Source organism: Streptomyces sp. NPDC085596 (assembly GCF_044541565.1).
Lineage (GTDB): Bacteria > Actinomycetota > Actinomycetes > Streptomycetales > Streptomycetaceae > Streptomyces.
Genome location: NZ_JBITTC010000001.1, coordinates 804811 through 819613, shown reverse-complemented (window position 1 = coordinate 819613; position 14803 = coordinate 804811). Strand labels below are relative to the sequence as shown.

At 70.4% G+C, this 14803-nt stretch carries 11 protein-coding genes; 10 read left to right on the top strand and 1 reads right to left on the bottom strand.

Going from position 1 to position 14803, the window contains the following annotated elements; genetic code table 11:
* Positions 1–36: 36 nt before the first annotated feature.
* Positions 37–1107 carry a hypothetical protein gene (locus ACIGA3_RS03730; protein ID WP_399710179.1) on the bottom strand — a complete coding sequence of 357 codons (1071 nt, stop codon included), beginning with the start codon at positions 1105–1107 and terminating at the stop codon, positions 37–39.
* Between the two features lie 137 nt (positions 1108–1244).
* Here ACIGA3_RS03730 and ACIGA3_RS03725 point away from each other — a divergent pair, with 137 nt between their 5' ends.
* The 10 genes from ACIGA3_RS03725 to ACIGA3_RS03680 all read left to right on the top strand — a co-directional run bounded on the left by ACIGA3_RS03725 (position 1245) and on the right by ACIGA3_RS03680 (position 14798).
* Entirely contained in the window at positions 1245–3869 is a 2625-nt protein-coding gene (locus tag ACIGA3_RS03725; RefSeq protein WP_399710177.1) for a valine--tRNA ligase, read from the top strand.
* Positions 3870–4037: 168 nt separating this feature from the next.
* A complete protein-coding gene (locus ACIGA3_RS03720; RefSeq protein ID WP_399710175.1) occupies positions 4038–5552 on the top strand; it encodes a bifunctional folylpolyglutamate synthase/dihydrofolate synthase in 1515 nt (504 codons plus the stop codon).
* A 12-nt stretch (positions 5553–5564) separates the two neighbouring features.
* Positions 5565–5930: a DUF4233 domain-containing protein gene (locus tag ACIGA3_RS03715; RefSeq protein ID WP_399710173.1), complete on the top strand. Its 366-nt coding sequence runs from the start codon at positions 5565–5567 to the stop codon at positions 5928–5930.
* 61 nt (positions 5931–5991) lie between these two features.
* Positions 5992–6405, top strand: a complete 414-nt coding sequence (gene ndk / locus ACIGA3_RS03710) for a nucleoside-diphosphate kinase (protein WP_399710171.1) — start codon at positions 5992–5994, stop codon at positions 6403–6405.
* Between the two features lie 340 nt (positions 6406–6745).
* Positions 6746–7765 carry a rod shape-determining protein gene (locus ACIGA3_RS03705; RefSeq protein WP_399710169.1) on the top strand — a complete coding sequence of 340 codons (1020 nt, stop codon included), beginning with the start codon at positions 6746–6748 and terminating at the stop codon, positions 7763–7765.
* A gap of 164 nt (positions 7766–7929) precedes the next feature.
* Positions 7930–8886, top strand: a complete 957-nt coding sequence (gene mreC / locus ACIGA3_RS03700; protein ID WP_399710168.1) for a rod shape-determining protein MreC — start codon at positions 7930–7932, stop codon at positions 8884–8886.
* A 14-nt stretch (positions 8887–8900) separates the two neighbouring features.
* Positions 8901–9575 (top strand): rod shape-determining protein MreD, encoded by a 675-nt coding sequence (mreD, locus tag ACIGA3_RS03695; protein WP_393913554.1) that lies wholly within the window; start codon positions 8901–8903, stop codon positions 9573–9575.
* Between the two features lie 169 nt (positions 9576–9744).
* Entirely contained in the window at positions 9745–11997 is a 2253-nt protein-coding gene (mrdA, locus tag ACIGA3_RS03690; protein WP_399710167.1) for a penicillin-binding protein 2, read from the top strand.
* Positions 11994–13190 carry a rod shape-determining protein RodA gene (gene rodA, locus ACIGA3_RS03685; RefSeq protein WP_399710166.1) on the top strand — a complete coding sequence of 399 codons (1197 nt, stop codon included), beginning with the start codon at positions 11994–11996 and terminating at the stop codon, positions 13188–13190. The genes mrdA and rodA overlap by 4 nt, the downstream gene beginning before the upstream one ends.
* 108 nt (positions 13191–13298) lie before the next feature.
* Positions 13299–14798, top strand: coding sequence for a CHAD domain-containing protein (locus ACIGA3_RS03680; RefSeq protein WP_399710165.1), 1500 nt, complete (start codon positions 13299–13301; stop codon positions 14796–14798).
* Positions 14799–14803 lie beyond the last annotated feature (5 nt).

Below are 14803 nucleotides of genomic sequence, written 5' to 3'. Positions count from 1 at the left end.
CCGGCCGGGGCCCTTCTCACATGTACTCGGCCGTTGTCACGCCTTGACGCGGACCGCCGCACGGAACTTGGCGGTCAGCTCGGCGTCCGCCGCCGGGTCGCTGCTGCGGCCCGCCGCCAGGGTGGCGATGTCCATCGGCATCACGAAACCGACGGTGCTGTGGTCGCCCCACACACAGAAGGAGAACGTCATCTCCTTGGGCACGCCCTCGCCGCTGCCCGACGTATCACCCTTGGCCTGCTGGCACTTGAGGATCGCGTCGCCGAGCGCCTCCGGCTCGTACCGCTTCGGCTCGCCGATCAGGGTGTACTTGTTCTCGCGCTCCTTGGTGCTCTGGTCCTTCATGTAGGCGAAGAGCGCGTCGACCGTCTTCTCCGGGTCGTCGATCGTGCCGTACACCCCGCCGAACTCGATCATCTTCTTGCTCAGCGGGTTGTCGACGTTCCCGGCCGCGTACTCGGCACTGACGTCCTTCGGGCCGACCACGCCCCAGTTCTCGGCGTCCTTCAGGTCGTCCTGGGTCATCGCGCCGTTCTCGCTCTTGCCCTTCTTGTACTCCGAGAGCACCGTCGAGGGCGCGGTCAGCTTGTGCGGGCCGTCGTCGGCGATGTCGCCGCCACCGCTGCCGCCGCTGGTCAGGAAGTAGACGCCCACCGCCACGGCGGCGACCACGGCCACCGCGCCGATGATCAGCCCGTTCCGCTTGCCGTTGTTGCGGCCCTGGACCGGCGGCTGCGGGGCGCCGAAGGGCGCCTGCCCGTAGGGGCCCTGCTGCGGCTGCCCGTACGGGGGCTGCTGCCCGTAGGGGTTCTGCTGGGGCTGGGCGTAGGGGCCCGGCTGCTGGGGCACGCCCTGCTGCTGCGGGTACCCGTAGGGGGCGCCGGGCGGGGCCGGGGGAGCGGGCGGGGGCGGCGGGGACTGCGGGTAGCCGTAACCGGGCCGGGGAGCCTGCGGGGGCTGCGGGGGCTGACCGTACGGTCCCGGTGCCCCGTAGGGGCCGGGCTGGGCCGGGGGCTGCTGCCCGTAGGGGCCGGGCTGACCAGCCTGACCGTAAGGACCCGGCTGCGGGGGCTGTCCGCCGTACGGGCCCGGCTGGTTGCTGCTCATGGCTGGGTTCCCCTCCAGATGTTCAGGTGTTGCCGCCATCCTTGCCCAGCGGCGGGGGACGGGTGGCACCGGGGGCCGCACCGTTACAGAACAAACGCGTTTCGGGAGCACCCCGTGGCACCTCTAAACTGACCCCCGTGACCGAGAACGCTCAGCAGCAGCCATCAGCGCCCGAGACCGAACTGCCGACCCAGTACGCGCCGGCCGACGTAGAGGGGCCGCTGTACGAGCGCTGGGTGGAGCGGGGCTACTTCGAGGCCGACGAGAAGAGCGACAAGCCGCCCTTCACCGTCGTCATCCCCCCGCCCAACGTCACCGGCAGCCTCCACTTGGGCCACGCCTTCGAGCACACGATCATCGACGCCCTGACCCGCCGCAAGCGCATGCAGGGCTTCGAGACCCTGTGGCAGCCCGGCATGGACCACGCCGGCATCGCCACCCAGAACGTCGTCGAGCGCGAACTGGGCAAGGAGGGCAAGTCCCGCCACGACCTGGGCCGCGAGGCGTTCGTCGACCGCGTCTGGCAGTGGAAGGGCGAGTCCGGCGGCCAGATCTCCGGCCAGATGCGCCGCCTCGGCGACGGCGTCGCCTGGTCCCGCGAGCGCTTCACCATGGACGAGGGCCTCTCTAAGGCCGTCCAGACCATCTTCAAGCGGCTCTACGACGACGAGCTGATCTACCGCGCCGAGCGCATCATCAACTGGTGCCCGCGCTGCCTGACCGCGATCTCCGACATTGAGGTCGAGTACCAGGACGACGACGGCGAACTCGTCTCCATGAAGTACGGCGACGGGGACGAGACGATCGTCGTCGCCACCACCCGCGCCGAGACGATGCTCGGTGACACCGCCGTCGCCGTCCACCCCGGGGACGAGCGGTACAAGCACCTGATCGGCAAGCTGATCAGGCTGCCGCTGACCGACCGCTCCATCCCGGTCGTCGCCGACGAGCACGTCGACCCGGAGTTCGGCACCGGCGCCGTCAAGGTGACCCCGGCGCACGACCCGAACGACTTCGAGATCGGCCAGCGCCACGACCTGCCGTCCATCACCGTCATGGACGAGCACGCCGTCATCACCACCCCCGGCCCCTTCCAGGGCCTGGACCGCCTGGAGGCCCGCTCCGCCATCGTCGCCGCGCTGCGCGCCGAGGGCCGGATCGTCGCCGAGAAGCGGCCCTACGCCCACTCGGTGGGCCACTGCTCGCGCTGCAAGACCACCATCGAGCCGCGGCTGTCCATGCAGTGGTGGGTCAAGGTCGCCCCGCTCGCCAAGGCCGCCGGTGACGCGGTCCGCGACGGCAAGGTCAAGATCCACCCGCAGGAGATGGAGAAGCGGTACTTCGACTGGGTCGACAACCTCCACGACTGGTGCATCTCGCGCCAGCTGTGGTGGGGCCACCGCATCCCGGTCTGGTACGGCCCGGACGGCGAGGTCGTCTGCGTCGGCCCCGACGAGCAGCCGCCCACCGGCGAGGGCTGGCACCAGGACACCGACGTCCTCGACACCTGGTTCTCCTCCGGCCTGTGGCCCTTCTCCACCCTGGGCTGGCCCGAGCAGACCGAGTCGCTGGCGAAGTTCTACCCGAACTCCGTCCTGGTCACCGGCTACGACATCCTCTTCTTCTGGGTCGCCCGGATGATGATGTTCGGCCTCTACGCGATGGACGGCACCCCGCCGTTCCACACCATCGCCCTGCACGGCATGGTCCGCGACCAGTTCGGCAAGAAGATGTCGAAGTCCTTCGGCAACGCGGTCAACCCGCTGGACTGGATGGACAAGTACGGCTCCGACGCGCTGCGGTTCACCCTCGCGCGCGGTGCCAACCCCGGTGTCGACGTGCCGATCGGCGAGGACTGGGTCCAGGGCTCGCGGAACTTCGCCAACAAGATCTGGAACGCGACCCGCTTCGCGCTGATGAACGGCGCGACCATCGAGGGCCCGCTGCCGGACGCCTCCGCGATGTCCGCCACGGACCGCTGGATTCTCTCCCGCCTCAACTCGGTCGTGGCCGAAGTCGACGCGCACTACGAGGACTACCAGTTCGCCAAGCTGTCCGACGCCCTCTTCCACTTCGCGTGGGACGAGGTCTTCGACTGGTACGTCGAGCTGTCCAAGACCACGTTCCAGGCGGGCGGCGAGGCGGCCGAGGTCTCCAAGCGGGTCCTCGGTGAGGTCCTGGACGTCACCCTCAAGTTGCTGCACCCGGTGGTCCCGTTCGTCACGGAGACCCTGTGGACCACGCTGACCGGTGGCGAGTCCCTCGTCATCGCCGAGTGGCCCACGGACTCGGGCTTCCGGGACGCGTCCGCCGAGCGGGAGATCGAGTCCCTCCAGTCCGTCATCACCGAGGTCCGCCGCTTCCGCGCCGACCAGGGCCTCCAGCCGGGCCAGCGGGTTCCGGCCCGGCTGACGCTGGACGGTACGGCCCTCGCCCCGCACGAGGCGGCCATCCGCCAGCTGCTGCGGCTCCAGCCGGAGGGCGAGTCCTTCACGGCCACGGCCACCCTCCCGGTCGCCGGCGCCGAGGTCGCGCTCGACCTCTCCGGCACGATCGACGTCGCGGCGGAGCGTAAGCGCCTCGCCAAGGACCTCGCCGCCGCGGAGAAGGAGAAGGCGGCGGCCACGGCCAAGCTCGGCAACGAGGCGTTCCTGGCGAAGGCACCGGACGCGGTCGTCGACAAGATCCGCGGCCGCCTGGCCAAGGCGGAGGAGGACATGCTCCGCCTCCAGTCCCAGCTGGACCGCTTGCCGCAGGCGTAAGCGCCCCGTACGACGAGGAAGGCCCCCGGTGCTCTGGTTGCGCCGGGGGCCTGTCCAGTGACCCTGAGCCGCACCCACCCAGGGCGCGGGGAACTGCGCGACAAGCCACGACGGCGCCGCAGCCGGACCACCACGCGCGACACCCCGCGCCCTCCGTAGACTGATCCCGTGAGCGACTCGCCCGGTAACAACGACACGCCCGACCCCCTGGACTCCTTCGACGAGATCGTCTCCGAGGAGACGGACCGCGACCCCGACCTCGCCGTGATCGAGGCGGGCAGCCGCACCCTGCGCACCCAGGGCGGCCCGCCGGAGGCCGACGTACCGGCCCGGCCCGAGGACCCCGAGGTGGACCGCGCCCTGCGCGAGGTGGAGACCGAGCTGGCCACCCGCTGGGGCGAGACCAAGCTGGACCCCTCCGTCACCCGGATCGCCGCCCTGATGGACGTACTGGGCGACCCCCAGCGCACGTACCCCTCCATCCACATCACCGGCACCAACGGCAAGACCTCCACCGCCCGCATGATCGAGGCCCTGCTCGGCGCCTTCGAGCTGCGCACCGGCCGCTACACCAGCCCGCACGTGCAGTCGGTGACCGAGCGCATCAGCCTGGACGGCGCCCCGATCAGCGCCGAGCGGTTCATCGAGACGTACGAGGACATCAAGCCGTACATCGGGATGGTCGACACCGCCCAGGAGTACCGGCTGTCCTTCTTCGAGGTGCTGACCGGCATGGCGTACGCCGCCTTCGCGGACGCGCCCATCGACGTCGCCGTCGTCGAGGTCGGCATGGGCGGCAGCTGGGACGCGACCAACGTGATCGACGGTGACGTCGCCGTGGTCATGCCCATCTCGCTGGACCACACCGACCGCCTGGGCGAGACGCCCGAGCAGATCGCCACCGAGAAGGCCGGCATCATCAAGCCGGACTCGACCGTGATCATGGCGCAGCAGCCGGTGGACGCGGCCCAGGTGCTGCTGAAGAAGGCCGTCGAGGAGAACGCCACCGTGGCCCGCGAGGGCATGGAGTTCGGCGTGGTCGACCGGCAGGTCGCCGTCGGCGGTCAGCTGCTCACCCTGCGCGGTCTCGGCGGCGAGTACCCGGAGGTCTACCTCCCGCTGCACGGCGCCCACCAGGCGCACAACGCGGCCGTCGCCCTCGCCGCCGTCGAGGCGTTCTTCGGGGTCGGCGCCGAGCGTGCCGAGCCGCTGGACATCGACACCGTGCGCAAGGCGTTCGCGGCCGTCTCCTCGCCGGGCCGCCTGGAGACCGTCCGGCGTTCGCCGACCGTCGTGCTGGACGCGGCGCACAACCCGGCGGGTGCCGAGGCGACCGCCGAGGCGGTGCGGGAGTCGTTCGACTTCAGCCGGCTGATCGGTGTGGTCGGCGCGAGCGCGGACAAGAACGTGCGCGGGCTGCTGGAGGCGTTCGAGCCGCTCTTCGCCGAGGTCGTCATCACGCAGAACTCCAGCCATCGCGCCATGGACGCGGACGAGCTGGCCGCCATCGCCGTCGAGGTGTTCGGCGAGGAGCGGGTCCAGGTCGAGCCCCGGCTGCCGGAGGCGCTGGAGGCCGCGATCACGCTGGCCGAGGAGGAGGGCGAGTTCGCCGGCGGCGGCGTCCTGGTCACCGGCTCGGTCATCACGGTGGGCGAGGCCCGCCTGCTGCTTCGGAAGGGCTGAGGTAAACCGCTCGTGCGTACGCTCTGTTCATCGACGCTGATCGGCGAGTTCTTCGTCATCGGGTTCGCCGGTCTGGTCGCCATGAAGGACCCCTCGCTGGCCATGTCCACGGTGTGGTGGGTCTGCGGGGTGGCCATGGTGCTGTCCGTGCTGCTGTGCGGCATGGTGACCCGGCCGGGCGGTGTCGTCCTCGGCTGGGCGCTCCAGATCGCGCTGATCGCGTCCGGTTTCTTCGTGCCGATGATGTACTTCATGGGCGCGGTGTTCGCGGCCCTGTGGTGGGCGTCGGTGCACTACGGCCGCAAGATCGACGAGGCCAAGGCCCGCTTCGCGGCGGCTGCCGCCGCTGGGTCCTCCCCTGCGGCTGACGCTGCGTGACGAAGGCGTGGACACGCCCTGTAACCTCGTGCCACCGCACGTCAGTCGTAAGGAGCCTTCCGTGACCCAGCGCACCCTCGTCCTTCTCAAGCCCGACGCCGTCCGTCGTGGCCTGGTCGGCGAGATCATCGGCCGTATCGAGCGCAAGGCCGACTGGCGGATCGCGGCACTGGAGCTGCGCGAGCTGGACCGGGGCACGCTGGAGCAGCACTATGGCGAGCACGAGGGCAAGCCCTTCTACGAGCCCCTGGTCGAGTTCATGTCCTCCGGCCCCGTCGTCGCCATGATCGTCGAGGGTGAGCGGGTCATCGAGGGTGTGCGGCAGCTGGCCGGCCCGACCGACCCGATCGCGGCGCCTCCCGGCTCCATCCGGGGGGACTTCGGTGTCATCGTGCGGGAGAACCTGATCCACGCCTCGGACTCGGAGGAGTCCGCCGAGCGCGAGGTGAAGATTTTCTTTCCGGGCCGTGACTGACCGGTGCGGTGCGGGCCCGTCCGGGCCACGCAGTGCGGAGTTTTAGGGAATTTTTCTGAGGGTTCGTCAGCACCCCCGGATATCCCGCCCCTGGGCGGCCGTACCATTTCGGCCGTCCCTCGGCATATGCGTTGCCGATCGGGGGAACGCGTGCCCCCGATGGACCGTCTCCACAAGCGAGGCGGCGCGCCATCTGCTGACAATTGGCGAAGACCCTCGCGCGGTGTTCGTGCAGGCGCGTCTACGATGGAAGCCTTCACGTCACCGCACCCACCTCGCCGACCTGAAAAGCCCTCAAAAGCTTCCAGGGAAGGCCCGTCGAATCCTGATGGGGAACTCAATGTCGTTCATCGGCCGTGACATGGCTGTCGACCTCGGGACCGCCAACACGCTGGTGTACGTCAGGGGTCGCGGGATCGTACTCAACGAGCCGTCCGTCGTAGCGATCAACACCAACACCGGTGGCATCCTCGCGGTCGGCGCCGAAGCGAAGAAGATGATCGGCCGCACGCCGGGCAACATCGTGGCCGTGCGGCCGCTGAAGGACGGCGTGATCGCCGACTTCGAGATCACCGAGCGGATGCTCCGCTACTTCATCCTGAAGATCCACAAGCGGCGGTATCTGGCCCGGCCTCGGGTCGTCGTCTGTGTCCCCTCGGGCATCACGGGCGTCGAGCGGCGCGCCGTCATCGAAGCCTCCTCCCAGGCGGGCGCCCGCCAGGTGCACATCATCGAGGAGCCCATGGCCGCGGCCATCGGCTCCGGCCTGCCGGTCCACGAGGCCACGGGCAACATGGTGGTGGACATCGGCGGCGGCACCACGGAGGTCGCGGTCATCTCCCTCGGCGGCATCGTCACCGCCCAGTCCATCCGCGTCGCGGGTGACGAACTGGACAACGCGATCATCCAGTACATCAAGAAGGAGTACAGCCTTCTGCTGGGTGAGCGGACGGCCGAACAGATCAAGATCACGATCGGTTCGGCGTACGACCTCGACTCCGACGAGCACACCGAAGTCCGCGGCCGGGACCTGGTGTCCGGGCTGCCCAAGACCGTCGTCATCTCCGCGGCGGAGGTACGCAAGGCGATCGAGGAACCGGTCAACGCGATCGTCGATGCCGTCAAGACGACCCTGGACAAGTGCCCGCCGGAGCTGTCCGGCGACATCATGGACCGGGGCATCGTGCTGACCGGCGGCGGCGCCCTGCTGCGCGGTCTCGACGAGCGGCTGCGCCAGGAGACCGGCATGCCGATCCACATCGCCGAGGACCCGCTCGACAGCGTCGCGCTCGGCTCCGGCAAGTGCGTCGAGGAGTTCGAGGCGCTCCAGCAGGTGCTCGACGCCCAGCCGCGCCGATGACATGACACTTCGATTCCGCCGTACGAGACGTTCTGCTCTCGTGCGGCGGATCGTTGATATAGAGGCATAAGCTCCCCCAACGGACCCCCTTCGATTCGAGCGTCGGCAACGGCGCTTTATCGGGGTCCCCGAATTCCTATAGAGGAAGGGCACGGCCGCCGCACGTGAGGGACACGAAAGAGAGCCGCCTGCTCCTGGTCCTGCTGATCGCCATCGCGTTCGCACTGATCACGGTGGACATCCGCGGAGGCCGGAACTCCCCGGTCGACGGTGCCCGGCAGGCCGCGGCCGCGGCCTTCGGCCCGATCGAGAACGGGCTGTCCACGGCGGTCGACCCGGTCGGCAACGCCGTCTCCGCCGTCCGGGACTCCGGCAGCCGCCACGACCGGCTCGCCGTCATGGAGAAGGAGAACGCGGCACTCAAGGCCAAGCTGGGCAGCGACGACCGCAACCGCAGCCGGCTGAACCAGCTCGACCGGATGCTGAAGGTCGCGGGCCAGGGCCAGTACGGCATCAAGGGCGCCCAGGTCATCGCCATAGGAGCCGCCCAGGGCTTCTCCTGGACCATCACCATCGACGCGGGCGCCGATGACGGCATCAAGCGGGACATGACCGTGCTCAACGGCGACGGCCTGGTCGGCCGCGTCACCACGGTCGGCCCCGAGACCGCCACCGTGCTGCTCGCCAACGACCCCGACTTCACCGTCGGCACCCGTATGGAGGGCAACGACGAACTCGGCTTCGCCTCCGGACAGGGCGACCGCCCGCTGCGCGTGGAACTCCTCAACGGCAAGGCGGAGGTGAAGAAGGGCGACCGGCTCGTCACCTTCGGCTCCCAGGCCGACAAGCCCTTCGTGCCCGGCGTGCCCGTAGGCGTGGTCTCCCGCGTCGACCCCTCCGGCGGCGGCCTGACCCGCACCCTCTACGTCACGCCGTACGTCGGCTTCAGCAAGCTCGACCTCGTCGGCGTGGTCGTCACGGGACCGAAGAAGGACCCGCGCGACGAGGTCCTCCCGGCCAAGCCCAAGCCGGTCCCGACGCCCACGGTGACCGTCACGGTCACCCCCTCGGCGGACGGCGCAGCGCCGGACGACTCCGACACCAACGGCCAGCAGCAGTAGGAGCTGAACCACCCATGCGCCTCAACCGCGTCCTGCTCTCCACCGTGCTGGTCGTCGTCGCCCTGGTGATCCAGGTGAGTGTCCTCGCCCGCCTCCACCTGCCCGGTGCCGTCCCCGACCTGCTCCTCCTGACCGTCCTCGGCCTCGCCCTGGTGTACGGCCATGTCGGCGGCGCCCTCGTCGGCTTCGGCGCCGGACTCCTCGCGGACCTCGCGCCGCCCGCCGACCACGCGGCCGGCCGCTACGCCCTCGTGCTGTGCGTCATCGGCTACTTCGCCGGGCTCGTCAAGCCCGAGACCGGCCGGCTGAAGTCGGCGACCGGCCCGATGGCCGTCGTGGTCGCCGCCGCGATCGGCTCCACGCTGCTCTACGCCGGCGTCGGCGCCCTGGTCGGCGACACCGCCGCCCGCCATGTCGGCCTGCCCGGCCTGCTGTTCTCGGCCGCGCTGTACGATCTGCTGCTGGCCCCGTTCGTGGTGCCCGGCGTGATGTGGCTGGCCCGCCGTGCGGACAACGACCCGCTGGCCGAGTCCGGCCCCGCCGCCAAGGCCGGGAACATCTCCTCCGGTTGGCTCTCCTCCGGCACCGGCCTGCGCCTCGGCTCCCAGCGGGGCCTCGGCGCCCTGAAGGCCAAGGCCCGCACCCGCTCGGCCCGCGTCGGCCGCATCAAGGGGGTCAAGCGGCTGTGACAGCCCCCGAATTCACCCGAACGGGGAAGAAACGGCGGAACCCGGCCACTCCGGCCGCACGTTCATCATCCGTACGCGCACACCAGTTCCCGCGCTGAGAGGGGGAGTCAGCAGCAGTGACCGCCCACCCGTCGCCCGCCACCACCCTTCCAATGAATGGGCTGCGCCCATGACCAACATTCCGGAGACCGGGCGGACCCCAAGGGTCCAGATCCGGCTGGTCGTCATCCAGATCCTCGTCCTCTCCCTGCTCGGCACCCTCGGCGGCCGCCTGTGGTACCTCCAGATCCGCGAGGGCGCCGAGTACCAGCGGGAGGCGTCCGGCAACCACGTCCAGCAGGTCGTCGACCCCGCCGTGCGCGGTGACATCCTGGACGCGCGCGGTGTGCCCCTCGCGGACAACGAGACCCGCCTCGTCGTCTCCGCCTCGCGCACCGACCTGCTCAAGCAGAAGGACGACGGCAAGGGCGTCCTGGCCAAGCTCGCCGGAGTCCTCGGCCTGAAGCCCGACGAGGTCCAGCAGAAGGTCCGGCTGTGCGACGCCAAGACCCCCCAGCCCTGCTGGAACGGCTCGCCCTACCAGCCGATCCCCATCACCGACGAGGCCACGCCCAAGCAGGCCCTCCAGATCCGTGAGCGCGCCGAGGACTTCCCCGGCATCACCGCCGAGCCCGAGGCCGTCCGCCGGTACGGCGCCCCCGGCAAGGCCAACACCTCCCAGGTCCTCGGCTATCTCTCGCCCGTCACCGACGACGAGATCCAGAAGGCCAAGGACACGGACTCGCCCTACCTGCGCTCCGACATGGTCGGCCGCTCCGGCCTGGAGCGGCAGTACGACAAGGAGCTGCGCGGCAAGGCGGGCGTCACGCGCTACGAGGTGGACAACCTCGGCCGGGTCATCGGCAAGGCCCAGGCCGACCCGGCGGAGTCCGGCTCCAACCTGGTCACCAGCATCGACTCGCGCGTCCAGCGGGTCACCGAGTTCGAGCTGGACAAGGCGATGAAGGTCGCCCGCCAGCAGTTCGACAAGATCACCGGCACCAACTACAAGGCCGACTCCGGTGCCGCCGTGGTGATGGAGGCCAAGACCGGCCGCATCGTCGCCATGGCCTCCGCGCCGACCTACGACCCGAACGTCTGGGTCGGCGGCATCTCCGCCAAGGACTACCAGACCCTCACCGGCAAGAACTCCGACTACCCGCTGCTGAACCGGGCCATCCAGGGCCAGGCCGCACCCGGCTCGACCTTCAAGGTCATCTCCACCGCCGCCGCGGTGGAGGCGGGGTACGACTTCGACGGCCGCTACCCCTGCACGAGTTCCTACTCGGTGGGCAGCCAGGTCTTCAAGAACTTCGAGGGCGAGAGCTTCGGCCCGATCCCGCTCGGGCGTGCGCTGGAGGTCTCCTGCGACACCGTCTTCTACTACCTGTCCGACCAGGAGTGGAAGCGCGACGGCGGCATCAACCCCAAGAAGGGCCAGCCCAAGGACTACTTCTACAAGGCCGCCCACCAGTTCGGCCTCGGCAAGGAGACCGGCGTCGACCTGCCCAACGAGGTCACCGGCCGCGTCCCCGACCGCCAGTGGAAGCTGGACTACTGGAAGGCCAACAAGGACGCCTGGTGCAAGTACGGCAAGAAGGACGGCTCCTACGTCGAGAAGATCGCCTACGAGAACTGCCTCGAAGGCAACAAGATGCGTGAGGGCGACTCGATCAACTACTCCATCGGCCAGGGCGACACCCTCGTCACGCCGATCCAGGAGGCCGTGATCTACGGCGCCGTCGCCAACGGCGGGACCATGTACCACCCCACCATCGGCAAGGCCGTCATCAGCGCGGACGGCAAGACCGTGACCCCGATCCCGCCGAGGAAGAGCGGCCGTCTCCCCGTCTCCAAGGCCACGCTGAAGGGCATGAACGACGCCTTCTCGGGCGTGGTCACCCGGGGTACCGCCGCCTGGAAGTTCGGCGGCTGGCCGCAGAACAAGATCCCCCTGCACGCCAAGACGGGCACGGCCGAGGTCTACGGCAAGCAGACCACCTCCTGGCTGGCGACCTACTCCAAGGACTACACGGTGATCATGACGATCGCCCAGGCCGGTACGGGTTCCGGAGCCTCCGGTGAGGCCGTCCGCAACATCTACAGCGCGCTCTACGGCGTCAAGGGCGACGGCTCCATCGACAAGAACACGGCCCTGCTGCCCGAGCCGCAGAAAACCCTGCCGAAGGTCCGCCCCGACGGCACCGTGGCCGCCCCGAAGATCAAGGGCGACCCGGCCAAGGACGTCGAGGCCGCCCAGAAGAACAACACCAGCAACGGCGACGAGGACCAGCCCGCCGCCGCCACCTCGCCCTCGCCCAACACCAACAGCAACACCCGCAGGCGGCCCCGCCGGAGGGGGAGCCGGAGGACACGCACATGACCGGCAACACCTTCTCCGTCTCCGGGTACGGCCCGGAGCGCGCGGGCTGGACCAGGATCTTCGCCCGTGACTCGCTGGCCCGCAGACTCGACTGGCCGATACTGCTGGCGGCCCTCGCGCTGTCGCTGATCGGCTCCCTGCTGGTGTTCTCGGCGACCCGCAACCGCACCGAGATCAACCAGGGCGACCCGTACTACTTCCTGTTCCGGCACTTCATGAACACCGGCATCGGGCTCGCCCTGATGATCGGCACCCTCTGGCTCGGCCACCGCGGCCTGCGCAACGCGGTGCCGATCCTCTACGGGCTGTCCTTGGCCGGCATCCTCGCGGTGCTCACCCCGCTCGGCTCCACCGTCAACGGCGCCCACTCCTGGATCGTCTTCGGCGGCGGCTTCTCGATCCAGCCCTCCGAGTTCGTGAAGATCACGATCATCCTGGGCATGGCGATGCTGCTGTCCGCGCGGGTCGACGCGGGCGACAAGGCGTACCCCGACCACCGCACGGTCCTCCAGGCGCTCGGGCTCGCCGCCGTGCCGATCCTCATCGTGCTGCTCATGCCCGACCTCGGGTCGGTCATGGTGATGGTGATCATCATCCTGGGCGTGCTGCTCGCCTCCGGCGCCTCCAACCGCTGGGTGTTCGGCCTCATCTCGGCGGGCGCCGCCGGTGCCATCGCGGTGTGGCAGCTGCACATCCTGGACGACTACCAGATCAACCGGTTCGCCGCCTTCGCCAACCCGGAGCTGGACCCGGCGGGCGTCGGCTACAACACCAACCAGGCCCGGATCGCCATCGGCTCCGGCGGGCTGACCGGTTCCGGGCTGTTCCACGGCTCGCAGACCACGGGCCAGTTCGTGCCCGAGCAGCAGACCGACTTCGTCTTCACGGTCGCGGGGGAGGAGCTGGGCTTTCTCGGGGCGGGCCTGATAATCGTTCTGCTCGGCGTCATCCTGTGGCGCGCCTGCCGTATCGCCCGCGACTCCACCGAGCTCTACGGCACGATCGTGGCCGCCGGGATCGTCGCCTGGTTCGCCTTCCAGGCGTTCGAGAACATCGGCATGACCCTCGGCATCATGCCGGTGACCGGTCTGCCGTTGCCGTTCGTCTCCTACGGCGGCTCCTCGATGTTCGCGGTCTGGGTGGCGGTGGGGCTGTTGCAGTCGATCAGGGCGCAGCGGCCCATGTCGGCGTGACCCTGCGAGGGTTCGGCGGAGCTGGTTGACGAGGGCCGGGAGCATCTCCCGGCCCTCACCCGTATCCGGGGGCTGGTTGAGAGCGCGGGGGCGTTCTAGATTCGGTTCATGACGGACGTGAAGCGGGAGATCGAGCGGAAGTACGAGGTGGCGGACGGCGGGCTGCCCGAGCTGGCCGGCACCGGAGCGGTGGCGGACGTCGTCGACCAGGGGGTGGTCGAGCTGGACGCCACCTACTACGACACCGCCGACGAGCGCCTGGGCGCCGCCTCGCTCACCCTGCGCCGCCGCACCGGGGGCTCGGACGCCGGGTGGCATCTGAAGTTCCCGGTCGCGCCCGGTGTCCGGGACGAGATCCGGGCGCCGCTCTCGGACACCGTGCCCGGGGAGATCGCCGCGCTGGTCCGCTCACGGGTCCGGGGCGCTGAGCTGGTGCCCGTGGTCCGGCTCCGGTCCGCCCGCGATGTGCGGCACCTCCTCGACGCGGACGGCGTCCTGCTGGCCGAGGCGAGCGTCGACACCGTGACCGCCGAGCGCCTCAACCGGGCGGGCGGCACCGCCCGGTGGACCGAGATCGAGGTGGAGCTGGCCGACGGCGCCGACCCGGCCCTGCTGGACGCCGTGGAGGAGCGGCTCGGTGAAGCGGGGGTACGGCCGTCGAAGGCGTCGTCCAAGGTGGCCGAGGCGCTGCGCCGGACCGGCGGCTCCCGCGCCCGGCCGGCGCGGGCGGCCGAGCCGGTGACGGCGGGGGACCATGTCCTCGCGTACCTGCGTGAGCAGCGCGAGGCGATCCTCGCGCGCGACCCCGGTGTCCGCCGGGATCTGCCGGACTCCGTGCACCAGATGCGGGTGGCCACCCGCCGGATGCGGTCCGCCTTCCGCAGCTTCGGCTCGGTCCTGGACCGGGACGCCACCGCGCCGGTCGCCGCCGAGCTGAAGTGGCTGGCGCGCGAACTCGGGGTCGACCGCGACCAGGAGGTGCTGGCGGACCGGCTGACGTCCGCCCTCGACGCCCTGCCGCCCGGCCAGGTCACCGGTCCCGTCCGCGAGCGCCTCGCCTCCTGGGCCACCGCCCGGCACGGCAGTACCCGCGGCCATCTGCTCGGGGTGCTGGACTCCGCCCGCTGTCTCGCCCTGCTGGACAGTCTCGACACCCTGCTCGCCGACCCGCCGCTGCGGAAGAAGGCGGCCCGCGAGCCGCGCGAGGTGCTCACCCGCGCGCTGAGGAAGGAGGGCGCGAAGCTGACCCGGCTGGTGACGGCCGCGCTGGATCTGCCGCCCGGCGAGGACCGCGACCACGCCCTGCACGAGGCCCGTAAGCGCGCCAAGCGCGCCCGCTATGCCGCCGAGGCGGCCGTCCCCGCGCTCGGCGGCTCCGCCCGCGCCCTGGCCCGTACGGCGAAGAAGCTGACCAGCCTGCTCGGCGAGCACCAGGACAGCGTGCTGGCCCGCCGGACCCTGCGGGAGCTGGCCGCGGTGGCGCACGCGGCGGGGGAGAGCGCGTTCACGTACGGGGTGCTGTACGAGCGGGAGGAGCAGGCCGGCCGGCGTACGGAGGCGGAGCTGCCCGGCCGGTGGCGGAAGGCGCGGCGCGTGTTCCCGGCGTGAGGCCG

What these genes read in the sequence shown, in the direction of transcription:
- ACIGA3_RS03730 (WP_399710179.1), bottom strand. Translation starts at nt 1,107, where the DNA reads ATGAGCAGCAACCAGCCGGGCCCGTACGGCGGACAGCCCCCGCAGCCG.
- ACIGA3_RS03705 (WP_399710169.1), top strand. Translation starts at nt 6,746, where the DNA reads ATGTCGTTCATCGGCCGTGACATGGCTGTCGACCTCGGGACCGCCAAC.
- mreD (WP_393913554.1), top strand. Translation starts at nt 8,901, where the DNA reads ATGCGCCTCAACCGCGTCCTGCTCTCCACCGTGCTGGTCGTCGTCGCC.
- mrdA (WP_399710167.1), top strand. Translation starts at nt 9,745, where the DNA reads ATGACCAACATTCCGGAGACCGGGCGGACCCCAAGGGTCCAGATCCGG.
- rodA (WP_399710166.1), top strand. Translation starts at nt 11,994, where the DNA reads ATGACCGGCAACACCTTCTCCGTCTCCGGGTACGGCCCGGAGCGCGCG.
- ACIGA3_RS03680 (WP_399710165.1), top strand. Translation starts at nt 13,299, where the DNA reads ATGACGGACGTGAAGCGGGAGATCGAGCGGAAGTACGAGGTGGCGGAC.